Annotated in this window: 21 protein-coding genes and 1 pseudogene; 9 read left to right on the forward strand and 13 right to left on the reverse strand. The window is 71.7% G+C overall.

Annotated features, from left to right (window positions below):
* Positions 1–17 precede the first annotated feature (17 nt).
* Entirely contained in the window at positions 18–638 is a 621-nt protein-coding gene (fxsA, locus tag ACTWQI_RS28785; RefSeq protein WP_443274873.1) for an FxsA family membrane protein, read from the reverse strand.
* 93 nt (positions 639–731) lie between these two features.
* Between fxsA and ACTWQI_RS28790 the strand changes: the two genes are divergently transcribed.
* Positions 732–971, forward strand: coding sequence for a hypothetical protein (locus ACTWQI_RS28790; protein WP_443274874.1), 240 nt, complete (start codon positions 732–734; stop codon positions 969–971).
* A gap of 14 nt (positions 972–985) precedes the next feature.
* Here ACTWQI_RS28790 and ACTWQI_RS28795 read toward each other — a convergent pair whose 3' ends face one another.
* The 4 genes from ACTWQI_RS28795 to ACTWQI_RS28810 form a co-directional block, all read right to left on the reverse strand.
* Positions 986–1,777 (reverse strand): polyprenol monophosphomannose synthase, encoded by a 792-nt coding sequence (locus tag ACTWQI_RS28795; protein ID WP_443274876.1) that lies wholly within the window; start codon positions 1,775–1,777, stop codon positions 986–988.
* A complete protein-coding gene (gene lnt / locus ACTWQI_RS28800) occupies positions 1,774–3,483 on the reverse strand; it encodes an apolipoprotein N-acyltransferase (protein WP_443274878.1) in 1,710 nt (569 codons plus the stop codon). The genes ACTWQI_RS28795 and lnt overlap by 4 nt, the downstream gene beginning before the upstream one ends.
* Positions 3,484–4,181: 698 nt before the next feature.
* On the reverse strand, positions 4,182–5,810 hold the full coding sequence (locus ACTWQI_RS28805) for an amidohydrolase (RefSeq protein WP_443274880.1): 1,629 nt from the start codon (positions 5,808–5,810) through the stop codon (positions 4,182–4,184).
* A gap of 45 nt (positions 5,811–5,855) precedes the next feature.
* Positions 5,856–6,296 (reverse strand): Lrp/AsnC family transcriptional regulator, encoded by a 441-nt coding sequence (locus ACTWQI_RS28810; RefSeq protein WP_443274882.1) that lies wholly within the window; start codon positions 6,294–6,296, stop codon positions 5,856–5,858.
* A gap of 207 nt (positions 6,297–6,503) precedes the next feature.
* On the opposite strand from ACTWQI_RS28810, the gene ACTWQI_RS28815 reads away from it, so the two are divergent.
* Positions 6,504–6,941: a hypothetical protein gene (locus tag ACTWQI_RS28815; RefSeq protein WP_443274884.1), complete on the forward strand. Its 438-nt coding sequence runs from the start codon at positions 6,504–6,506 to the stop codon at positions 6,939–6,941.
* Positions 6,942–7,019: 78 nt separating this feature from the next.
* On the opposite strand, the gene ACTWQI_RS28820 is transcribed toward ACTWQI_RS28815, so the two are convergent.
* The gene (locus ACTWQI_RS28820; RefSeq protein ID WP_443274886.1) at positions 7,020–7,931 is read right to left on the reverse strand and encodes an endonuclease/exonuclease/phosphatase family protein; all 912 of its coding nucleotides are present in this window, start codon (positions 7,929–7,931) and stop codon (positions 7,020–7,022) included.
* Between the two features lie 333 nt (positions 7,932–8,264).
* On the opposite strand from ACTWQI_RS28820, the gene ACTWQI_RS28825 reads away from it, so the two are divergent.
* Positions 8,265–9,647 (forward strand): nucleobase:cation symporter-2 family protein, encoded by a 1,383-nt coding sequence (locus tag ACTWQI_RS28825; RefSeq protein ID WP_443274888.1) that lies wholly within the window; start codon positions 8,265–8,267, stop codon positions 9,645–9,647.
* Positions 9,648–9,742: 95 nt separating this feature from the next.
* Here ACTWQI_RS28825 and ACTWQI_RS28830 read toward each other — a convergent pair whose 3' ends face one another.
* Positions 9,743–10,915, reverse strand: a complete 1,173-nt coding sequence (locus ACTWQI_RS28830; RefSeq protein ID WP_443274889.1) for an acyl-CoA dehydrogenase family protein — start codon at positions 10,913–10,915, stop codon at positions 9,743–9,745.
* Positions 10,916–11,238: 323 nt separating this feature from the next.
* Between ACTWQI_RS28830 and ACTWQI_RS28835 the strand changes: the two genes are divergently transcribed.
* From ACTWQI_RS28835 to ACTWQI_RS28845, 3 genes and pseudogenes are all read left to right on the forward strand, one after another.
* Positions 11,239–12,474, forward strand: a complete 1,236-nt coding sequence (locus ACTWQI_RS28835) for a glycoside hydrolase family 18 protein (RefSeq protein ID WP_443274891.1) — start codon at positions 11,239–11,241, stop codon at positions 12,472–12,474.
* Positions 12,475–12,701: 227 nt separating this feature from the next.
* A pseudogene (gene dhaL, locus ACTWQI_RS28840) lies at positions 12,702–13,355 on the forward strand (dihydroxyacetone kinase subunit DhaL); the annotation flags it as partial.
* A gap of 204 nt (positions 13,356–13,559) precedes the next feature.
* Positions 13,560–13,943, forward strand: coding sequence for a PTS-dependent dihydroxyacetone kinase phosphotransferase subunit DhaM (locus ACTWQI_RS28845; protein ID WP_443274914.1), 384 nt, complete (start codon positions 13,560–13,562; stop codon positions 13,941–13,943).
* A gap of 49 nt (positions 13,944–13,992) precedes the next feature.
* Here ACTWQI_RS28845 and ACTWQI_RS28850 read toward each other — a convergent pair whose 3' ends face one another.
* The 5 genes from ACTWQI_RS28850 to ACTWQI_RS28870 all read right to left on the reverse strand — a co-directional run bounded on the left by ACTWQI_RS28850 (position 13,993) and on the right by ACTWQI_RS28870 (position 20,462).
* The gene (locus ACTWQI_RS28850) at positions 13,993–15,693 is read right to left on the reverse strand and encodes an ABC-ATPase domain-containing protein (RefSeq protein WP_443274893.1); all 1,701 of its coding nucleotides are present in this window, start codon (positions 15,691–15,693) and stop codon (positions 13,993–13,995) included.
* Positions 15,694–15,850: 157 nt separating this feature from the next.
* Positions 15,851–17,929, reverse strand: a complete 2,079-nt coding sequence (locus tag ACTWQI_RS28855) for a SpoIIE family protein phosphatase (protein WP_443274895.1) — start codon at positions 17,927–17,929, stop codon at positions 15,851–15,853.
* 207 nt (positions 17,930–18,136) lie between these two features.
* Complete coding sequence (locus ACTWQI_RS28860) at positions 18,137–19,114, reverse strand: SCO0930 family lipoprotein (RefSeq protein WP_443274897.1); 978 nt, start codon at positions 19,112–19,114, stop codon at positions 18,137–18,139.
* A gap of 228 nt (positions 19,115–19,342) precedes the next feature.
* A complete protein-coding gene (locus tag ACTWQI_RS28865) occupies positions 19,343–19,906 on the reverse strand; it encodes a TIGR03086 family metal-binding protein (RefSeq protein ID WP_443274899.1) in 564 nt (187 codons plus the stop codon).
* Positions 19,907–20,213: 307 nt separating this feature from the next.
* Complete coding sequence (locus ACTWQI_RS28870) at positions 20,214–20,462, reverse strand: hypothetical protein (protein ID WP_443274900.1); 249 nt, start codon at positions 20,460–20,462, stop codon at positions 20,214–20,216.
* 180 nt (positions 20,463–20,642) lie between these two features.
* On the opposite strand from ACTWQI_RS28870, the gene ACTWQI_RS28875 reads away from it, so the two are divergent.
* Positions 20,643–20,891 carry an SCO4226 family nickel-binding protein gene (locus ACTWQI_RS28875; protein WP_443274902.1) on the forward strand — a complete coding sequence of 83 codons (249 nt, stop codon included), beginning with the start codon at positions 20,643–20,645 and terminating at the stop codon, positions 20,889–20,891.
* Positions 20,892–20,968: 77 nt separating this feature from the next.
* Positions 20,969–21,304, forward strand: coding sequence for an STAS domain-containing protein (locus tag ACTWQI_RS28880; protein ID WP_443274904.1), 336 nt, complete (start codon positions 20,969–20,971; stop codon positions 21,302–21,304).
* A 93-nt stretch (positions 21,305–21,397) separates the two neighbouring features.
* On the opposite strand, the gene ACTWQI_RS28885 is transcribed toward ACTWQI_RS28880, so the two are convergent.
* A complete protein-coding gene (locus ACTWQI_RS28885) occupies positions 21,398–21,973 on the reverse strand; it encodes a GNAT family N-acetyltransferase (protein ID WP_443274906.1) in 576 nt (191 codons plus the stop codon).
* Positions 21,974–22,147: 174 nt separating this feature from the next.
* On the opposite strand from ACTWQI_RS28885, the gene ACTWQI_RS28890 reads away from it, so the two are divergent.
* Positions 22,148–22,474, forward strand: coding sequence for a chaplin (locus ACTWQI_RS28890; protein ID WP_443274908.1), 327 nt, complete (start codon positions 22,148–22,150; stop codon positions 22,472–22,474).
* Positions 22,475–22,526 lie beyond the last annotated feature (52 nt).

A 22,526-nucleotide genomic window follows, 5' to 3' on the forward strand; every position in this document is an offset into this window, starting at 1 on the left:
GTCGGAAGCGCGGTGGATCACGGTGTCAGCGGCGGCCGCTGCTCGCCCTCGCGCGGCGGCTCGCCCCCGGGCCCGCCCCCGCGTCGCTCGTCGTCGCGGATGACCTCGCCCTGGACGACCTTGCCGTGCGCGCGACGGATGCGGGACTGCCCGAAGGCGTCGCCGAAAGTGCCGGGCGGGGCGGTGCGCATCCGGCGACTCAGCGACCGCTCCAGCGAGCGGCGCAGCAGCGCCCGGGTCGGCGGGAACAGGCACAGCAGCCCGGCGGCGTCGGAGATCAGTCCGGGCATGATCAACAGCAGCCCGCCCACCATGGGCAGCGTGTTGCCACGGCTCTCCTCGCTCGCCGCCGTCGCGTCGACCGGCCGTCCGGCGGCCGCGGCGGCCTGCGCCGCCGAGAGGTTCGTGGTCAGCCCGCGCCAGGCCCTCCGGCCCGCCCGCTTGACGACGAAGCCGCCGAGTACGACGCCGGCCACCAGGACCAGCAGCACCGTGAGCCCGCCGAAGGCGTCCGCCACCACGGTCAGCAGCCAGATCTCCAGCACCAGCCAGGCCGCCACGGCCAGCGGTACGAACGGGCGGGAGCGGAAGCGCCGGGTGCGAGAGGGCTGGGGCTGATGCGGTGCGCCGGTCGTCATGCCTCCCAGTGTGCATGGGCGTGGCTCTCCCGGGTACGCGGGGCGGTCGACCCCCCGCGGGCAGGATCCCCGGATGAGCGTAAGGATGGGCCCATGACGGAACGGCCATCGGAGACACCGAAGAAGCGGGTCCCCGGCATCCCCCGGGACCTGCCGGACCAGCAGGCGTCCGACGAGGAGACGCCCGACCGGTGGGATGCCGAGGAGCCCGCCCCCGAGGTGGCGGGCGAGGAACTGCCGGAGACCGACGAGGCGGGCACCGGGCCGCGAGGCGCGCCGCAGGCGGAGCGCGGCGACCAGGACCGCCCGGCCCCGGAGGAGCCGACCGACTGACGCCGCGGACTGGGCTAGGCCTTCTTACGGGGGCCGAGGAAGCGCTCCACGCGGGAGCCCACGCCCCAGGCTGTGACCCGCCACAGCGCCTCGACCAGGATGTCGCGGCTCATCTTGCTGTCGCCGTGCTCGCGCTCGACGAAGGTGATGGGCACCTCGACGACGTGGAATCCGGCCTTGACCGCCCGCCAGGCCAGGTCGACCTGGAAGCAGTAGCCCTGCGAGGCGACGGCGTCCATGCCGAGGCCTTCCAGGGTCTCCTTGCGGAACGCCCGGAAGCCGCCCGTGATGTCGCGCAGCGGCAGGTCGAGGAGGACGCGGGAGTACGTGCTGCCGCCGCGGGAGATGAACTCGCGCGACTTGGGCCAGTTGACCACCCGCCCGCCGGGGACCCAGCGCGAACCGAGCACCAGGTCCGCGCCCTTGAGAGCGGTCAGCAGCCGCGGGAGCTCCTCGGGCTGGTGGGAGCCGTCGGCGTCCATCTCGACGAGCACGCCGTAGCCCTGCTCGATGCCCCAGCGGAAGCCGGCCAGGTAGGCCGCGCCCAGCCCCTCCTTGCCCTTGCGGTGCAGCACATGGACGCGGTCGTCTTCGGCCACCAACTCGTCGGCGAGTTTGCCGGTGCCGTCCGGGCTGTTGTCGTCGGCGATGAGGATGTGCGCCTCGGGCACGGCCGACCGGACCCGGGCGACGATGGGTTTGACGTTCTCCGCCTCGTTGTACGTCGGGATGATCACCAAGACCGTGCCGAGCGGGCCGTACGTCCGCTGGGCTCCGCCATCGGTAGCCGCATCACCGTCGATCACTGCTGCCCCTTCTGCTCCGTGCGTCCCCGCCGGCCGAGCACGACCGCCCCGGCGCAGGACAGCAGGCCCACCATAGCGAGCGCCCACTCCGGACCTGCGCCGACGCGGTCGGCGACGGTGATGTCGTCACGCAACGGGAGGCGTGCGCTGAGGACGTCCCGGGTGAATTCGTCGGTCTGCTGCTCGATGGTGCCATCGGGCGCGACGACGGCGCTGATGCCGCTGGTGGCTGCGGTGACGATGGCTCGGCCGTGCTCGACGGCGCGCAGCTTGGACATGGCGAGCTGCTGCTCGGGCTGGCCGGTCAGGCCGTAGGTGGCGTTGTTCGTCTGGACGACGAGGGCACGCGCCCCGTCGTTCACGGTGTCCCGCACGATCTCGTCGTAGGCGACCTCGAAGCAGATCACGTCGCCGAGGCGGGCGGGGCCGGTCTGGAGTACGCCGGTGTGGTCACCGGGGTAGAAGTCCCGGGGAACCTGCTGCAGCCGGGTGATCACCTTGCTCAGCTGGCCGCGGAAGGGCACGTACTCGCCGAAGGGCACCGGGTGTTGCTTGGTGTAGGACGCACCGGGACCGGTCCGCGGGTCCCAGACGATGCCCTGGTTCTCGACGTAGCCCTCCTCGCCCGGGCGGTCGACGAGTGCGCCGACGAGGACGGGCACGCCGATCGCCTTGACGGCCTCGTCGATCCGGGCGTACGCCCGCTGGTGCTGGAAGGGGTCGAGGTCGGAGGAGTTCTCGGGCCAGATCACCAGGTCGGGCTTCGGCACCTTCCCGGCCTTCACGTCCCGCGCCAGTTCGAGCGTCGCCTCGGCGTGGTTGTTGAGGATCTTCATGGGACGGCCGAGGAAGTGCATGCCCGGCTGCTGGACGTTGCCCTGGACGACGGCGATGTTCGCATGGTCGTCGGCGGCCGTGGGAATCGGCACCGCGTAACCCGCTGCCCCGACGGCCACGACGAGCGCTGCGGCCCCGGCGGCGGGCAGCGCGGACTTCACGGTCCGAGGGGCGCGGCGCAGCCGCCATCCGGCGACCACGGCTGCGGCGAGCAGTGCACCGCTCAGCGCCACGGCGAAGGTGACGAGCGGGGCGCCACCGAACGCGGCCAACGGCGTGAAGGGCGAACCGGTGTTGGCGAACGCCAGGCGCCCCCAGGGGAATCCACCGAAGGGCGTACGGTCGCGCGCCCACTCCTCGGCGACCCACAGGCAGGCGGCCCACAGCGGCCACAGCGGCAGCCGGGAGGTGACGGCCAGGCCCATGCCGAGGGCGACGACGAAGACAGACTCGATGACGGAGAGGCCGAGCACCGCGTCGTTGCCGATCACGTCCAGCCAGCGCAGCAGGACGAAGAAGAACGGCAGCGCGAAGGCGAATCCCGTCCAGGCGCCCTGCCGTGCGGTGCGGCCCCGGGTGAGCAGGCTCAGCGCGGCGACGGCGACGACAGACAGCGGCCAGAGGTCGTACGGCGGAAAGGCCACGCCCAGCGCGATCCCGGCCACCGCGGCGAGCGCGGTCCGGGGCGCCTCGCGGCGGACGGTGGCGTAGGCACGCCGCGCGCGGCCCGGGCCGGGTGCCGCTGCGGTCTCGGGCCGGTCCATCCCGTCGGCCGCACCGACGGGGCCCGGCGGCACATCCGCCTCGCGGTCGGTTCGCGGCGCGGGCCCCGGGGGGCTCGTGGCGGTGGTGTTCGGACCCGATGGCACGGTCGCTGCCTTCCTGCAGGTCGAGCGGTTGGTGATGCGACGGTACATCGCTGCGCCCGGTGTATGGGCCCCAGGCTTGCGATCCCTGGCGGAGGCTCTCCCTCCACTTTCCCGCCGCGCGGGCGCGTTCGCTTCCTCCGACACGGCACGCACATGCGTCCAGGGCCGATGGGCCGGATGGGAAGCCCTCCACATGACGCGCGAGCGCACGGAGTGAGGGACGGTCACCTGCTCGGAGAGGCGGGCTGCCAGAGATCCTGGACGCTTCATGGCCGACCGCACGGGAGGCGGACCGGCGGATCGGGGCCCGGCGCCCTTCGGGCCGACCTGGGACCCGCTGGCTGCGGGTCTACCGAAAGCCGTTGTCTACTGAACGTCCGGGCCCCACCCGGGTCGCACCTGCCGACCGGCCGGAACGCTCCCTCGCCCCCGTGGCGCGGGCGCTGGACCTGGCTCCCAGTGGCGGCACGTCGTTCGACGCACCGCCCCATGGCCCAGCGGCGTTCGGCGACTGCGTGGAGGATCCCCGGTCGGCCGTCCTGTGGTGGACTCGGCCGAAACTACCCGCCGCCGCCCGCGGTCTGTCAACAGCCGCATCACCTGCGGAAATTCCAGGATTCGGCAGGTCAGCGACGAAGATCCGCAGGTGGCACGACAGGCCGGGAGCACGCCGTTCGGCGTCGCGCCACCCCGGTACGTCACTCGTTCGGCCGTGCGTAGACCGTGTGTCCGCCTACCACCGTGCGAAGGCACACCGGCAGCGCTCCGCCCGGAGTGAGGTCCGGCAGACCGGGGGTGCCCGAGCGCGGGTCGGTGGACCAGCTCGCGACCCGCTCATCGGGGACCTGGACCACGAGTTCGCCGGTCCGCCAGACCGCATAGTCGGCCGGTGCTCCCGGAACGAGCACCCCCGCGTCGTCCCGGCCGACGGCCCGCCAGCCCCCTCGCGTGTGGGCGGTGAAAGCGGCGCGCGCCGAGATGCGGTGCTCGGGGGTCCGGTGGAAGGCCGCCGCGCGGACGGTGCCCCAGGGGTCGAGCGGCGTGACGGGGCTGTCGGATCCGACCGCGAGCGGTACGCCCGCGCGCAGCAGGGCCGCGTACGGGTTGAGCGTACGGGCGCGCTCGCGGCCCAGGCGGCGGGCGTACATCCCGTCCTCGCCTCCCCAGGCGGCGTCGAAGGCGGGCTGCACGGACGCCGTGAGTCCCAGCTCGGCGAAGCCCGCGATGGTCTGCGGGGTGAGCATCTCGGCGTGCTCGACACGGTGGCGGGCTGCACGGACGCGGTCGAGGCCGACCCGTTCCGAGGCGGCCCGTACGCCCTCGACGACGGTGGCGACGGCGGCGTCGCCGATGGCGTGGAACCCGGCCTGGAGGCCCGCCTCGGTGCAGGCGGTGACATGGGCGGCGATCGCGGCGGCATCGAGGTAGGCGCTGCCGGTGTGGTCGGCGTCCGCGTACGGCTCATGGAGGCAGGCGGTGTGGGAGCCGAGGGCGCCGTCGACGAAGAGGTCTCCGGCGGCGCCGATCGCACCGAGGTCCCGGATGCGGGCGGCGTCCCCGGCATCGGTGACCTGCTCGGCCCAGTAGCCGACGACACGAGGGCCGGGCTCAGCGGCGGCGAGGGCGAGCAGCCCGGTGAGGTCGTCCTCGCTGGAGATGTCAGGTCCGGCGCACTCGTGGACAGCCCCGATCCCGAGGGAGGCGGCACGGCGCAGGGCGGCGCGCTGGGCCGCGGTGCGCTGGGCCGGCGAGACGGCGGCGTGCGCGGCTCGTCGTACGGCGTGGTGGGCATCGCCCGTCAAGGGCGTGTCGGGGTGGCCCACAAGCTGAGGCACGAGGTCGAGCAGCGCGGTCGTGACGACTGCGGAATGCACGTCCACCCGGCTGACGTACAGCGGGCGTCCGCCGGTCGCCTCGTCGAGCTCCGCCCGGGACGGGGGACGCTGCTCGGGCCAGTCGGTGGTGTCCCAGCCGTGGCCGAGGAGGACCCGGTCATCGGGGCGGGCGGCCGCGTGGGCGCGGATCAGGTCCAGCGCGGCGCCGAGGGTGCGGGTTCCGGCGAGGTCGAGGCCGGTGAGAGCGAGTCCGGTCGAGGTGGTGTGGACGTGGGCGTCGGTGAAGGCGGGGGTGACCAGGGCCCCGTCGAGGTCGACGATCTCGTCGACGCCGTCCGCGAAGGCGTCCGCCGCACCCTCGGAGCCGACCCAGGCGACGGCGCCACGCTCCACGACCATGGCGGTGGCGAACGGGTCGGCCGGGCTGTGGACGGCGCCGCCGCGCAGCAGCACCGTGCGGGGGACGTCCTGGTCCGCGGAGATCTCGCTCATGACGGACAGTGTCTCCCCGGCGCCCGGACGGTCGCCGCCCAGGGGTCAGATCCTGGGCGGGCGCGCCTCGTACGGGGTGGAGAGCACGACCGTCGTACGCGTGGACACGCCGGACTGGGACCGGATCCGGCTCAGCAGATGCTCCAGCTCCAGCGGGGTGGCGACGCGCACCTTGAGGATGTAGTTCTCCTCGCCCGCGACGCTGTGGCACGCCTCGATCTCCGCGATGTCGGCGAGCCGGTCGGCGATGTCGTCGGGGGCGCTCGGGTCGAAGGGCTTCACCGAGATGAAGGCGGTGAGCGGCAGGCCGACGGCTTCCGGGTCGACGACGGCCGCATAGCCGCGGATGACGCCCCGCTGCTCCAGGCGGCGGACGCGCTGATGCACCGCCGAGGTGGACAGGCCGGTTGCCTTGCCCAGGTCGGTATAGCTCATGCGCCCGTCCTTGACGAGCAGTTCCACGATGTGCCGGTCCAGTTCCTCCACAGCGGATCAACCTACTGCGCCGGGGGCGAACAGGCACAGCCGGGCGCCCTGGCCGGGACGGGCACCTGCGGGCGGCATGTGACGAACGCCACACGTCTCGTGCGCTGTCCACCGATGCGGGGCGATTACCTGGCGGACGGTCAGGGAAATGCTTGCTGTGGTCGAGGCCGCAGCGCCTTGTCGGCCCACCCGAGGGGGAGAAAATCCATGCGAAGCCTGAATCGCGTCAGTCGCAGCGATCGCACCAAGCCCGCCCCTGCCGACCCGGATCTCGAGCCGCAAGGCGTCGAGGGGACGGACCAGAACCACGAGGACGGCACCGACGAAACCTACGAGATGTTCCGGGTGATCTGCCCGGACTGCACGCGCCCGATCGCGCTGCTGGCGGACGAGGACGTACTGCCCGAGCACGCGGAGATCCGTTCACCGTGGAATCCGTTCGGCCTCACCGTCTGCCTGGGCACGGGCCGCACGGTCGCCGAGACGACGCCCGCCGACGCCACCCGCGACGCTCAGGAGCAGGACGCGGCGCTGCTGCTGACCCTGCCGGAGGGCCTGGACTGGCGCAGGCAGCCGTTCTCGCACGTGGGAGGTCCGGGATCGCGGCCGATCCGGATGCCGCGGGCGCGCCGCCACGCCGCCTGATCACTTCTATCCGGGGGTCATCCGGACGTCATACGGGCGTCGCTCCAGCTGGGCGCGACCCATCCCCTCGTCGGCAGGTCAGAGCTCCAGGACCGCCTGGACGGGAAGGTGATCGCTGGGGAACTGACCGTTCCGGGAAAAGGTGTTGATGGCGGCGTAGGGCGTCCGGACGGTCGGCGAGGTGAGAATCCAGTCGATCCGGTCCCCGTCCGGAACCAGCGGCCGGTAGCCGTGAAAGGTCGCGTACTGGGCACTGCGCCGCTCAGCCGTCTCCCAGGTGTCCACGAGCGCGCCGTCGCCGACCAGGATGTCGTAGACCCGGTTCCTGCCCGCGGCGACGTTGAAGTCGCCGGTGACGATCCGGGGCAGTGCCGGGTCGAGGCTGCCCAGGCGCTCCGCGATCAGCGAGGCGGACCGCTCCCGGGCGTGCTGGGAGACATGGTCGAGGTGGGTGTTGAGGAGATAGCAGCGGCCACCCGTGTGCCGGTCCTGGAAGCGCACCCAGGTGACCATCCGCGTGATGGCGGCGCCCCAGGTGTTGGAGCCGATCACGTACGGGGTGTCGGACAGCCAGAAGTGGTCGTACTCGAGCGGGACGAGTCGAGCCACGTCGTAGAAGACCGCCATGAACTCACTCCGGCTGCCTCCCTCCCGACCGGTGCCGATCCAGTCGTAGCGCGGGCCGAGGTCGGCCTCGATGTCGCGCAGCTGCTGATACAGGCCCTCCTGGGTACCGATCACATGCGGCTTCTCTCGGCGCAGCAACTCCCGCATCACGGGCCGGCGTTCGGCCCAGGAGTTGGGTGAGGTCTCGCTGGCGTAGCGCAGGTTGAAGGTCATGGTGCGCAGCGGTCCGGCGGCGGTGGGCGCCCGCTCCTCGGTCTCGGCGGCCTGCGCGGATGGTGCGGCCTGCTGGGCGAACGGCAGCGCCAGAGCCGCGGCGGCCGCTGCACGCATGCTGTGGCGGCGGCTGAGCGGGGATACGGGCATGGCGTCTCCAGGGTCCCGAGTCCCGGGTTCCGAGTTCCGGGGCGTGGCGGTCGGCAAGTCGGCAAGTCGATGGGTCGGCATTCGACGCTCGGCCTAAGGCAGTCACCCCAGACTCTCGAACAGCCGGGTGTGAAGGAAGTGGCCCACGGGCGCCCGGAGTTGGAACAGCTGACGGCCGGGAGCCGACAAGCGGGCGTCGCTCGGTGGCGCCCGAAGGATCGTGCGGCCGGAGAACATCGCCGCACCGGTCTTGAAATCAACAAACTGTTCAAGTTATCTACCAGGACACGCGCTCGCCCCGCCCCCCGCGCCCGCTCGTGTCAAGGAGTCTTCATGTCGACAGCCGTACGCCGCTCCCTGCCCCCCGGATCGGGGCATCCCGTGGACGAGGTCCCGCCGGCCGCCCAGCTCGGCGCGTTCGGGCTGCAGCACGTGCTGGCCATGTACGCGGGCGCGGTGGCCGTGCCGCTGATCGTGGGCGGTGCCATGAAGCTGCCGCCCGCCGATCTGGCCTATCTGATCAACGCGGATCTGCTGCTCTGCGGGATCGCCACGATTCTGCAGTGCGCCGGCTGGTGGCGGTTCGGCGTACGGCTGCCGATCATGCAGGGCTGCACCTTCGCCGCGGTGTCGCCGATGGTGCTGATCGGCACCGAGGGCGGCGGGCTGACCGCGATCTACGGGGCGGTCATCGTCTCCGGTCTCGCGATGATCCTGCTCGCTCCCGTCTTCGGACGGCTGCTGCGGTTCTTCCCGCCACTCGTGACAGGCACGGTGATCCTGATCATCGGCCTTTCGCTGCTGCCGGTGGCGGGCAACTGGGCAGCGGGCGGGGTCGGTTCGCCGGACTTCGGTGCGCCGAAGAACCTCGCTCTCGCGGCCGGGGTGCTGGTGGCCGTACTCGCGGTGCAGCGCTTCGCGCCGGGCTTCGTCGGGCGGGTCGCGGTGCTGGTCGGGATCGTCGCGGGGACGGCAGTGGCGGTTCCCCTCGGCTACACCGACTTCCATGGCGTCGGCGAGGCGGGCTGGCTGGGCGTCAGCACGCCGTTCCACTTCGGCGCACCGGCGTTCGAAGGTGCGGCGATCGTGTCGATGCTCGTGGTCGCTCTCGTCATCATGACCGAGACGACGGGCGACTTCATCGCCGTCGGGGAGATGACGGACCGTACGATCGAGCCGCGGCGGCTGGCGGACGGGCTGCGGGCCGATGGGCTCTCGACGATGCTGGGTGGCGTCTTCAACACCTTCCCGTACACGGCTTACGCCCAGAACGTCGGCCTGATCGGGATGAGCCGGGTGCGCAGCCGCTGGGTGGTCGTGGCCTCTGGCGGCATCCTCGTGCTGCTGGGACTGCTGCCGAAGCTGGGTGCGGTGGTCGCGGCGATTCCGGCGCCGGTGCTCGGCGGTGCGGGCCTGGTCATGTTCGGGACGGTGGCGGCGAGCGGCCTGCGGACGCTGTCCACGGTGGACTTCCGCGGCAACCACAACCTGACGGTCGTCGCGGTGTCGGTCGCGGTCGGGCTCCTGCCGGTGGGTGTGCCGGAGATCTACGCGAAGTTCCCCGACTGGTTCCAGACGGTCATGGACAGCGGCATCAGCGCGGGCTGTCTGACAGCGATCGCCCTGAACCTGCTCTTCAACCACGGCCCGGGCCGCGGCCCGAAGCCTACTCCCAAGGCCCCGGAGGCAACCCCGGCCACCGAGCCGAGCGCCTGACGGCGGGTGCCGGAGGGGCCGCCGTGGGTGGGTGGGTCGGGGGCGCCCCCGACCCACAACGCACGGCGGCAGCAACACGCACCCGCGGAGGACCGCTAGCGGCTCTCCGGGCCCGCCAAGTGCCGGGCCACGACCATCCGCTGGATCTGGTTCGTGCCCTCGACGATCTGGAGGACCTTCGCCTCCCGCATATAACGCTCGACCGGGAAATCCGCGGTGTAGCCGTAGCCGCCGAGGAGTTGGACCGCGTCCGTCGTCACCCGCATCGCAGCGTCCGTGCAGAAGAGTTTGGCCATCGCCGCCTCCTTGGAGAACTGCTTGCCCGCATCGCGCAGCCGAGCGGCCACCAGGTAGAGGGCGCGGCCCGCCTCGATCTGGGTCGCCATGTCGGCGAGCATGAAGCGCAGCCCCTGGAAGTCCGCGATGGGCCGCCCGAACTGCCGCCGCTGCGCCGCGTACTCCAGCGCCTCGTCGAGCGCGGCCTGGGCCACGCCGATCGCGCAGGCGGCGATGCCGAGGCGGCCGGAGTCGAGGGCGTCGAGGGCGATAGTGAACCCCAGGCCCTCGTCGCCGAGGCGGCGCGCGTCGGAGACCGTGACCCCGTCGAAGTGGAGCTGCGAGGTCGGCGATCCCTTCAGGCCCATCTTGCGCTCGGGAGCCGCGGCGGACAGCCCCGGGGCATCACCCGGAACGAGGAACGCGGTGATGCCCCGGGCGCCCTCGTCCCTGGTCCGCGCCAGCACGGTGTAGAAGTCGGCGATACCGCCGTGGGTGATCCACGCCTTGGTTCCGGTGATCGTCCAGGTGTCGCCGTCGCGCACCGCGCGGGTGCGCAGGGAGGCGGCGTCGGAGCCGGAGGCGGGCTCGGAGAGGCAGTACGCGCCGAGCAGACCGCCGCCGAGCATGGCCGGCAGGTGTTCGGTGCGCTGCTCCTTGGTGCCGTAGGCGGAGAGGGCGTGACAGGCGAGCGTGTGGACGCTGACGCCGAGGCCTACGGTGAGGCGGCCCGCGGCGAGCTCTTCGAGGACCTGGAGGTACACCTCGTACGGCTGGCCACCGCCGCCGTACTCCTCCTCGTACGGCAGGCCGAGAAGGCCGGCCTGCGAGAGGAGGGAGAAGGTGCCGCGGGGGAAGTGGCCCGCGTCCTCCTCCTCGGCCGCGTTCGGAGCGATCTCCCGCTGGACGAGCTCGCGGACGAGCGCGAGCAGGTCCCGGGCCTCCTCGGTGGGCAGTTGACGTTCCACCGGCTGCGGGGCGCGGTCGGGCATGGCGTCGCTCTCCTCCCTGTCGGGCGCTGCGGCGGCCGCAAGCCGGGGTGGGGCGGCGGCGCCGGACGATGGTGCTGAAGTCGATGGTGCCTCTCCGGGTCACGGAACGGGCTGACCTGCGACTCTGGCGCGTTGAGTATGCCGGATCCGCCGACTGTCCGTCACGGGCCCCCGTGCGGGGAGCGGGCAAGAAGGTTGGTCCGAACCATTGACGCACTGGTCTAGTCCTTCTACGGTTGCCGCTCGAGCGCTCACCGCGTCCATGCCAAGAACGCTGGACGCGTGATGGGCTTCCACTCCCCCACATCGAGGAGATTCCCCACATGAGCGGATCCCACCGGCTTCGCAGGCCCCGGGTGGTCATCGCGGTGGTCGCCGCGGCGTCTTCCACGGCACTCGCCGCGACGCTGCTGGCGGGCTACGCCACGGCAGGCGAGGACGCCCCCAAGAAGCCCAAGGCCGGTAAAACGGTGCTCGGCTACTTCACCGAATGGGGTGTCTACGACCGCAATTACCACGTCAAGAACATCAAGACGTCCGGCTCCGCCGACAAGCTGACGCACATCAACTACGCGTTCGGCAATGTCGAGGGCGGCAAGTGCACGGTCGGTGAAGCCTTCCCCGCGTACGAGAAGGCCTACACCGCCGAGCAGAGCGTGGACGGCAAGGCCGACACCTGGGACCAGCCGATCCGCGGCAACTTCAACCAGCTGCGCAAGCTGAAGAAGATGAACCCGAACCTCAAGGTTCTCTGGTCCTTCGGCGGCTGGACCTGGTCCAAGGGCTTCCCCGAGGCCGCCAAGAACCCCGAGGCGTTCGCCGAGTCCTGCCACAAGCTCGTCGAGGACCCCCGCTGGGCCGATGTCTTCGACGGCATCGACATCGACTGGGAGTACCCCAACGCTTGCGGCCTGACCTGCGACACCAGCGGGAAGGAGGCCTTCACGAACATGATGGGGGCGCTCCGGAAGAAGTTCGGCAAGGACCTGGTCACCGCGGCCATCACCGCCGACGCCTCCTCCGGTGGCAAGCTCGACAAGGCGGACTACAAGGGCGCCGGCCAGTACGTCGACTGGTACAACGTGATGACGTACGACTTCTTCGGTGCCTGGGACAAGGAGGGCCCGACCGCCCCGCACTCGCCGCTCACCTCCTACAAGGGTCTGCCGAAGGAGGGCTTCACCTCCGACGCGGCGATCAAGAAGCTCAAGGCGATGGGCGTTCCGTCGGAGAAGCTGCTGCTGGGCATCGGCTTCTACGGCCGCGGCTGGACCGGTGTCACGGAGAAGGAGCCCGGCGGCAAGGCCACCGGGCCGGCGCCCGGCAAGTACGAGGCGGGCATCGAGGACTACAAGGAGCTGAAGGGCAAGTGCCCGGCCAACGGCGAGGTCGGGGGCACGGCGTTCGCGCACTGCGGCAGCCAGTGGTGGAGCTATGACACGCCGAACACCATCAAGGGCAAGATGGCGTACAAGAACAAGGAGAAGCTGGGCGGCAGCTTCTTCTGGGAGCTCAGCGGTGACACCGCCGACGGCGAGCTGATCAAGGCGTTCAACTAGATCGTCCAGCCAGTCGTCCGGTTTCACAGGGCGGGGACGGGTGCGGTGCACCTGTCCCCGCCCCTTCCCGTTTCCCGTCCTCGCGCCCTCGGCGGCGAGAAACGGCACTCCGTCATTCCCCCACCGGGGCGCGACCAGGGGTGCGGGGAGGAGACTGGTGGCGGACGGCCCGTGCTCGGCGCAGGTCGTACGCCCTCACCCGTCGCGAACCGAGGAGTCGAAAGCCCATGACCGTGCCCGCGGGCCCCGCCGCCGCCCTCGACACCGCGTTCTTCCGCCGCTGGCTCGACCGTGCCACCCGCGTGATCACCCAGGAGGCCGACTACCTCACGGAGCTCGACTCCGCTATCGGGGACGCGGACCACGGCATCAACCTCAGGCGCGGCTTCACCTCGGCCTCCGCGTTCGTCACCGCCCAGCCGTCGGCCACGCCGGGTGCCCTGCTGAAGGCCTTCGGCACCCACCTCACCAGCACGGTCGGCGGTGCGTCGGGCCCCCTCTACGGCACGGTGCTACGGCGGGCCGGCCGTGCCATGGGGGACGAGGAGTCCGTGACCCCCCAGGCCCTCGGCGAGGCGCTCGCGGCGGCCGTGACGGGCGTACGGAGGCTGGGCGACTCCGGGCCCGGGGACAAGACCATGGTCGACGCGCTCGCGCCCGCCGCCGAGGCGTACTCCGCGGCGCTCCAGACCGGGGCAGCCGTCGGCGAGGCGCTCGCCGCAGCCGCGCGGGCCGCGGACCAAGGCGCCGAGGAGACCATTCCGATGCTGGCCCGCCGCGGCCGGGCCAGCTACCTGGGCGAGCGGAGCATCGGACACAAGGATCCGGGCGCGGCCTCGTCGGCGATGCTGATCACCGCGCTGTACGAGGCGCTGGATGAGGAGCGGGACGAGGAGCCGGGCCGGGTGACCGGGTCCGGAACCGAGATCGCGGCACCGACCGGAACCACGGCGCCGGCGGCCTCGGGCACCGACGAGGCGTCCCCGGCGCCGGACGCCACCTCACAAGCGGCGGCCGCGGACCCGCAGGACGAGGCGCGGTCCGCGGGAGGCACCGAGGCCGGCCCGCGGGTCGGCGTGGTCCTGGTGGCGCACAGTGCCGCAGTGGCCGAAGCCACGGCCGATCTCGCCAAGGCCCTGGTCGGTACGGGCGACCCGGCGCCGGTCGCCACCGCGGGCGGCGTCGAGGGCGGCGGCATCGGCACCAGTGCCGCCCTGATCCGAGCCGCGGTCAAGAACGTGGACGCGGGCCGCGGCGTCGTCGTGCTCTGCGACATGGGCAGTGCGGTGCTCACGGTGAAGGCACTGCTGGCCGAGACCGGTCCCACGGGCCTGCCGGACAGCGTGCGGATCGCGGACGCCCCTTTCCTGGAAGGCGCGGTGGCGGCGCTGGTGGCGGCTTCGGCCGGCTCGGAGCTGAGCGTGGTGCTCTCGGCCACGGACGACTCGCGGGCGTACCGCAAGATCTGACGTCGGCGCGGCGGGCCGTGACGGCCGCCGCGCAGGGTCAGCGGGTTGGTCAGCGGTTCATCCGCAGGCTCCGGAGCCGGTTGAGGGCCGCCGCGACCTCGAAGCGGCGCGGCACCGCGCAGTCGTCGTCGTACACCGCCAGGAGCTGCTCCGCTCCGCCCGCCAGGTCGCGGTCCAGCAGGTCCAGCGCCTCGGCGAGCGTCCGCCTCCCGTCCAGGTGGCCGCGGCGGACCAGCAGTTCCATGGCGAACCCGATACCCGTGACATACCCCGGGTCGACGACCTGCTCCACCGCCCGCAGGTCCACGTACTCCTCCCCGAAGGCCAGCCCATCGGTGCCCCGGGCCCGGATGCGAGGGCGGCCGCGCACCATGGAGTCGACGGAGGAGGGGTCGGGGCGCCGGTGGGTGACGGCCGGAAAGACGTCCGCCTCCGCCTGCCTCCCGGTCGGGATGCGCGCCAGCTCGCGCGCCCGCGCGGTGACGTCGTACGGCCGGTAGGCGTCCATCATCAACACCTGGTCGGCGACGTCGATGTAGTCCCCGGAGCCTCCCATGACGAGGATCGTGGACACCCCGCGGTCGCGGTGCAGGGAGCGGACCAGGTCGACGAAGGGTGTGAGGGGCTCACGGTCCTTGGCCACCAGCGCCTGCATCCGCGCATCACGGATCATCAGGTTCGTGGCGGCGGTGTCCTCGTCGATGAGCAGGGTCCGCGCGCCCGCCTCGACGGCTTCCACCAGGGACGCGGCCTGTGAGGTGGAGCCCGAGGCGTTGTCGGTCGAGAAGTCGTCGGTGCCGGCGCCGCTCGGCAGGTGGCCGACGAACGCATGGACGTCGGCCCGCTCGACCCGGCGACCGTCCTCGGCGCGGATCGTGACGGTGTCGGCCCGGGCGACCACCAACTCCCGCCCGTCGCCCGGCACATGATCCCGGACCCCCGCTTCCAGAGCCCGCAGCAGAGTGGACTTGCCGTGGAAGCCACCGCCGACGATCAGGGTGATCCCCTCGGGCACACCCATCCCCGTCACCCGTCCCGCATGGGGCAGGTCCACCGTCACACGGAACGCGTCGGGGGCGGCGAAGGGCACGACGCCGGGCCCGGTCAACGGCCGGTCGTCCACCCCGCTGCGGCGCGGCAGCACCGCGCCGTCGGCGACGAAGGCGACCAGGCCGCGCGGCTGAAGCGACCGCCGCAGCGCGTCGGCGTCCTCGACGGTGTCGACAAAGTGTCGGACCTCGACCGCGTCCAGCGCCTCGTAGACCAGGGCGCGTTCCACCATCTCGGGCAGCAGACGGCAGAGGGCGTCCGCAGCCGCAGGACCGTCGATCCGCCGTCCCCGCCCGGGCAGTTCGACGCCCGTACGGACCGTCACCGCTCCCGGCTCGTCCTCCGCCGCACGCCCGTCGCCGATCCGGCAGGAGCTCCGGTCGAGCACCTCCTGCCCGCCGCAGTCCACCTGGACCGCGCTGCGGCGGGCGACCCGCGCAGCCTGCCGGGCCAGGTATCCGGCCAGGGCGCGACGGCGCACCGGGGTGTTCCACAACTCCCCCGGAAACCCCGCGTGTTCGGCGGACACGTGGACGGCGACCCGTGCGGGCGGGGCGAAGGGGTCGGCCTGACCGCGCACCACCTCGAGGGTGAAGCCGGGCATCCGCCATGCGCCGACGAGGGATCGGTAACGGCCGTACGGGGCCCCGTCCAGCCGGCGCAGCTCCTCCGCAAGACCGACCCGGGCTCGGCGCGTCACCGCAGGACCGGAGCGCAGGCGGCTTCGAGAACGGTGCATGTCGCCGGCCTTTCCGTTGGGCACGAGGGGCACGAAGGGCATCCGATGGACGACGGACGGTGCAGCCTACCGATCACTCGCCGGAGCAGACCGCTCACCCGGTATCGAGGCCCCGCGGTCAGTCACCACCCCAGTGCCGAGGGATGAACTCGCTCCACACGCTCTTGCCGGTCCCCCGCGACTCCACGCCCCACACGTCCGCCAACCGGTCCACCAGCAGCAGCCCGCGCCCCGACACCCCCATCTCGCCCGGCTCACGGCGCCGCGGCCAGGTGCTGGATCTGTCCTGCACCTCGACCCGCAGCCGCCGCTCGGGTCCCGCGAGCATGTGCACGGTGACCACGGCTCCGTCGTCGGTGTGCAGCAGCGCGTTGGTGATCAGCTCGTCGGCCACCAGTTCGACGTCGTCGGCCCGGGCGGCGGCACCCCAGGTCCGTACGGCCTCACTGATCATGTGCCGGGCGAGGGTGAGGGCCTCGGGGTCGGCGGGTCCGATGTGCTGGTGGACCCGGCGGCCTATCTCGGGCAGAGCGACGCCCTCCCGGTGCAGGAGGAGCATCGCCATGTCGTCGCCCCCGGTCCGCTCCCCCATCACCGCCTCCAGGTGGTCGGCGAGCTGCTCGACCTCGTGCGGACCCTCGTACACCGCCTGGGTCAGCAGTCCCATCCCGTCGTCCAGGTCCTTGCCCGGCTGCTCGACCAGCCCGTCCGTGAACAGCAGCAGCGTCTCCCCCGGGGCGAGGGCGAACCGGGTGACGGGATACTCGGTGCGCCCGAAGACCGCGGAGAGGCCCAGCGGCAGCCCTCCCGCCACCGGCAGCGGGCGGCAGCCGCCGTCCGGATACCGCACGAGGGGGTCGATGTGCCCGGCCCGGACGATTTGCACCGCCCCGTCGGCGGGGTCGAACTCGGCGTACGAGCAGGTGGCGAAGCGGTCGGTGTCCAGCTCGTGCAGGAAGACCGAGGCCCGGGCCATGACGGTGACCGGTGAGTGGCCCTCGGAGGCGTACGCGCGCAGGGCGATGCGCAGCTGGCCCATGACGGCGGCGGCGTGCGTGTCGTGGCCCTGGACATCCCCGATGACCGCACCGACCCGGCCTCCGGGCACCGGGATCACGTCGTACCAGTCGCCGCCGATGTCCCGGCCGAAGCGCGTGGAGCGGTAGCGCACGGCGATCTGGGTGCCGGGGAAGGTGGCGATGGTGCGCGGCAGCATGGCCGTCTGGAGGCCCTCGGCGATGTCGTGCTCCTGATCGAAGAGCATGGCGCGCTGCAGGCTCTGGGCGATGCTGCTGCTCAGCGCGATCAGCACATTGCGCTCCTCGGGGCTGAACTCGTGCTTGTCCCGGTAGAGGAGCCCGATCGCCCCGAGCGGCCTGGCCTGCGCGATGAGCGGCAGATAGGCGGCGGCGGAGACGTTCAGCGGCTCGATGTGCGGCCACAGCCGGGGATAGCGGTCTGCGAACTCCCGGGGCGAGGTGATCAGGCGCGGGGCGAGGGTGCGGACCACCTCGCTCATCGGGAATTCCTCGTCCACCCGGGTGTACTCGAGCTGGGGCACCCAGCTGCCCGCCTGTCCCTCGGCGACGATGTGTATCCGGCCGTTCTCCAGCAGGCCCATCATCAGGCTGACGGCGCCGATCCGGCCCATGCCGTGGCTGTCGCCGAGCACCTCGATGACGTCCTGCACGGTGATCGCGTGGGCCAGCGCCGCGGCGGTCTCCTCGACCACGCTGGTCTGGAGTCGGCGTTCCTCGTCCAGCACCATGCGCTCCGCCGAGTGAGTGAGTTCCTCGGTGGCGTCCCGGATGATGCCGATGACACGGTGCGGGCGGCCGTCGGGGTCGCGCAGAACGCGGCCCTGGGTGTAGGTCCAGCGCAGGGAGCCGTCCCGGCGGCGGACGCGGAAGTACGCGCCGTACGTCGTGCTGCCGTCCTTCAGTGCCCGGGCGACGATGGAGTCGATGCGTGCTCCCTCGGTGGACGGCACCCGGGGGGACAACGTGACCGGATCCAGGTCGTACTCGTCCGGTCGCAGGTCGAAGACCTCCAGGGCGGCATCGTCCATGTGCAGCCGGCCACTCTCGAGGTCCCAGTCGAAGCTGCCGATGCTGTTCAGGGCAAGGTTGGTCTCCGCACCCAGGGGCCAGTCGTCCGGCAACGGGGCGGAGGCCGGGGTCGTACCCCGTTCAACCATGTCGCCCTCCCGGAACGGAGGACCGCCCATGGGCGGCATTCCGTCGGTTCCGCATTCCACTCAGCGCAACTCTGTCACTTTTTACTCTGATTTACGAAAGATGCGGCCCGCCCCTGGTGGGCGCCTGGGGCACCTCCCTGGGGGAGCACGCCGGAGGGGCCGACGGCCCGTGGCCGCCGACCCCTCCGGCACCGCTGGTAAGGGCGGTCAGCCCTTGGACTTCGTGATCTTCTTGCCGTCCGGCGAGACCACGAACCAGGCGCCGCCGACGCCCTGCCCGTTGGTGTCTCCGGCCTTCTCGTCGCCCGTGTACGTGTACAGCAGCCAGCAGTCGATCGACAGCTGCTCGGTGCCGTCGGGACGCGTGAACTTGTTGACCAGCTTGGGGTCGACGCCCTCGACGTCGTTCTTGCTGACGGGCTTGGCGGGCTTCCAGGTGTCGAGGCACGCGCCCGTGCAGTTGGACTTCATCGGCCAGGCCGAGTCCTTGTTGAACCGGTAGAGGGTGCGGCCCTTGCCGTCCCGGAGGATCTCGCCCAGCACTGGGTCGTTCACCGTCGACAGCCCGGCCAGGTTCCCGTTCCCGCCGGCCTCGCCGGCCCCGCCGCCGGCCTCGGCGCCGTCGGCGGACGCCTTCTTGCCGTCGGGCGCCGAGGCGAACCAGGTGCCGCCCACGCCCTCTCCCTTGGTCTGCCAGGGCTTGGTGTCCTTGGCGTACCGGTACATCGGCCAGCCGGCGACCGTCAGCTGCTGGGTGCCGTCGGACCGGGTGACCTCACCGAGCAGCGACGGGTCGATCCCGGCGGCCGACGAGACGTCCGATGCCGGAACCGGCGGCCACGTCGCCGCGCAGTCCCCGTCGCAGTTGGACTTCGCCGGCTTCGGCGTGTCCTTGTCGAATCGGTAGAGGGTGAAGCCCTCGCTGTCGGCCAGCACGGAGCCGAGCTTCTTGTTCTCGCTGATCATGAGCTGGCCCGCGGGCTTCGGCTTCGCGGGATTGCCCTGCGGCTCCGCACCCCCGTAGTCACCGCCATAACCACCCTGGTCCTGACCGTACGCGGTGTCGGCCTGGCCGGCCGGCTGTACTCCGGTCGACTGGGACTCGCTCTGCTCTGCCCCGCATGCCGTCGTCAGCATGATCGCCGCAGCCGTCACCGCGATCGAGGCGCTCTGCCACTTCCTCATGTCCTACTCCTGCAGTCCGCTTCCCGTCCGGCGCGGGTGTGCGCCTCTGACGGCGCTATGTACGGACAGTGGAGCGTTGAGTGTTCAAGGCGGAGCGAGATTTTTTCGCGGCGGAGTCCGTTGGGCGCCGCGGGCACGGCTCGCCGGCAGAGGCCCCACGTGCAGCGGAAGTCCTCGACGGCGCGGACGAGTTGGCGCGTCGTCCGATCGGGCCGTCGGCTCGCCGGGCTACGGCTGCCGGCCGAGCAGAGCGACCAACCGGTCCTGGACGCGCGCCGAGTCGGGCACCTTCACCGGCGGGCCGAAGACGCCCGCGCCCCGCCAGCTGTCGGCCCGGGGCTCCAGGTACGCGTAGACCGCCGCGGCCAGGTCCTCGGCCAACGTGTCGTCGTCTCCGATGCCTCGGGCCAGATCCCAGGCGTGCACGGCCAGATCGGAGGTCATCTGCCAGCCGTAATCCGTGGCAGCCGTGAGACCGCCGCTGGTGTGCACCTCCAGGTCGAGCGCGCCCGGACGGTGGAACGCCGCGCTCGACTCCTTCTCCGCGCGGTCCCAGACCCCGACGGGATCATCGCCGAGCACATCGCCGTCGAAGCGGTCGCCGACCTCGGTGAGCGTCGCGCCGCGCAGCAGCCAGGGCGCCCAGAGATGCTCGCCCGTGACGTGGTTCACCAGGTCGCGCACCGTCCACTCGGTGCACGGCGTGTCGGCCGACCACTGGTCGGCCGACACGCGGTGCACCCTCCGGCCGAACTCCTCGCGCCCCCGGTCGAACGCCTCGAGCAAGTCCATGCCATCAGCCTCCTCATGCGCGCGGGGCCGGGGCGGGCTGCGGCTCGGGCGCCGGCTCCGGCCTGTTGGGCCCCGGCGGAATCGGCGGAATCGGATCGGGTTCGGGAATGGGAAGGGGCCGGCCCGGTCCGGGACCCGGGCCTGGTCCTGGGCCCGGCCCCGGCGGTGGCGTGGGGCTGGGCGGTACGGGATCGGGGCGGGGCGTGGTCATCGCATACCTCACGGACGGATCGGAACCATGTGCGGCACCTGCCGGCACTGATCGGCTCGGGTACCCCGTGAGGGCCGATCCAGACGCCTCAGCCGCTCAGCCGGCCCGATTTTCGACCGCCTCCGGACCGCCGGCGGGCTGCCGGCGGACCCGGCCGTCCGCCAGGTCTTCGAGCACACGGGACAGGGGCAGCGGCTCGGCGAGGGTGCGCGTGGCCACAAGATCGCGGAAGCAGGAGTCGCACAGGGCGTACGGGATACGGAGGCCGAGGTCGCGGACGGTGCCGTCGTCCGCGCGGCCGCATTCGCCGCACCGGGGCTGCTGAGGTCGGTTGCTGTCCCCCATGTGTTCGAGGGTGCGCCCGACAGCCGTGTGACGCCAGGGCGCCTCCCTGGGGCCCTGTGTTGGCTGGGGGCACGGGCGCAGGGACGTCCGGGCCAAGCGCAGGTCCCGGGCAGGGGCGTAGCGTGGAGGAGAAGCGATCCCGATACCCGGTCTCAGGCGACAACGGGAGGTGCGGGAGCGATGGCGAAATTCATGGATGTCCACCACGACATGGTGGGAATCACCGCCGAGCAGATGCAGGAGGCCCACCAGGCCGACCTGGCGATCGAGCGCGACGAGGGCGTGCACTTCGAACGGGCCTGGGCGGACCCGGAGTCGGGCACGGTCTACTGCCTGTCCGAGGGACCGTCCAAGGAGGCAGTCCTGCGCGTCCACGAGCGCGCCGGGCATCCGACCGACGAGATTCACCCGGTGCCACTCTCCGTATAGGTGAGCCCTCAATGCGATAGCCCTACGTGGCGATCTGAAGCATCACCCACCGATCCGACCGCGGAGGTGAGGTGCCGATGGCGGCTATCGACATCCGCAGCAGCGTCACCGACCGGGCGGCCGTCGTCGCCGTGGCCGGCGACCTGGACGTCGACACGGCGCCACAGCTGCGCCTGGCGCTGTCGCGCTGCTTCGAGCAACCACTGGACAGCCTGAGTGTGCAGCTGGGCGAGGTCTCGTTCTGCGACTGCGCCGGGCTGAACGTACTCCTGTGGATGCGCAAGTGGGCCATCGACGCCGGGGTCCGCTTCCGGCTGCTCGCCCCCCGCCCCCAACTGATCAATCTGCTCAAGGCGACCGGTACCGTCGAACTGTTCCGCGAGGCGTTCAGCCCCGCCTCGGGCGCCGCATAGCCCGACCGACGGGAAACGCGCCACCGTAGACCCGTAGACGCCGTAGAGGCGGAGGCCCGGCGACGCATGCGACCCGACACGGGGGCGCCGCACTCACGCGGACCGGTCGGGCGCTTCGTCCGAGGGCATCCGCACCGCGTACGGCAGGTCGGAGGGGCGGATGCGATAGACCTCGAGCCGCATGCCGTAGTACTTCGTCGTCTCGCCCACCCACTGCATGCCGACCCTGCGCGCCGTCGCCACGGCCCTGATGTTTCCGGGGCGGGCGACGGCGAACAGCTCGTCCACGCCCTGCTCGAAAGCCCAGCGGACCAGGGCGGCCGCGGCTTCGGTGGCGTACCCGTTCCCCCACGCGTCGGGGCTGAGCTGCCAGCCGATCTCCAGATCCTCCTCGTACGGCGGCAGCATGCGGATCACCAGACCGCCGACCACCCGGCGGTCCTCCTGGCGCTCGATTGCCCATCTGCCCGACGGGATCACCAGGTTGTACTGCGCCTCCTCCCACGCCTGGAGGACGGCCCGCATCGCCGACAGGTCGGTGACCCGGTGCATGGCCGGCGTCAGCCAGTGCGCCACTTCCTCGGCGCCGTAGATCCTGAGTGCCGCCTCGGCGTCGGAGACGGCCCAGTCACGCACGAGAAGGCGTTCCGTACGCAGGGGCGGTCGCATGCCTTCACGCTAACCGCGCCGGGCGGGGGCGGCTCGCCGAGAAGATCGCCCGTTTATCGCCACTTTCACCGGTTCGGCACAGTCCACGTAACCACGGAGATCGTTATGCGTTGACGATGTCGTTACCGTCCGAAACCGGGCGGAGACAGGCTTTCTGCAGAAGGAGACGACTTCATGTCGCGTATCGTCAAGGCCGCCGCCGTCACGGCAGCGGCGGGTGCCATGCTCGCCGGTTCCGCCGGCGCCGCCGCCGCCGATGCCAAGGCCAAGGGCTTCGCCGCCCACTCCCCCGGGGTTCTCTCGGGCAACGTTGTCCAGATTCCCATCCACATTCCCATCAACGCCTGCGGCAACAAGGTCATCTACCTCGTCGGCGTTCTGGACCCGGCCTTCGGGAACGTCTGCATCAACGACGGCCACCACAAGCACAAGAAGCACCGCCACCACAAGGGCCTCAGCACCAAGACCCTCGGCCAGAAGAAGCTCGTCAAGAAGTGGTAATGACCACGCGCCCATGACGGCGTGGCCTCCCGGGCTCCCCGGGAGGCCACAC

This window comes from Streptomyces sp. KR80 (assembly GCF_052245555.1).
In the GTDB taxonomy this organism is placed as follows: domain Bacteria; phylum Actinomycetota; class Actinomycetes; order Streptomycetales; family Streptomycetaceae; genus Streptomyces.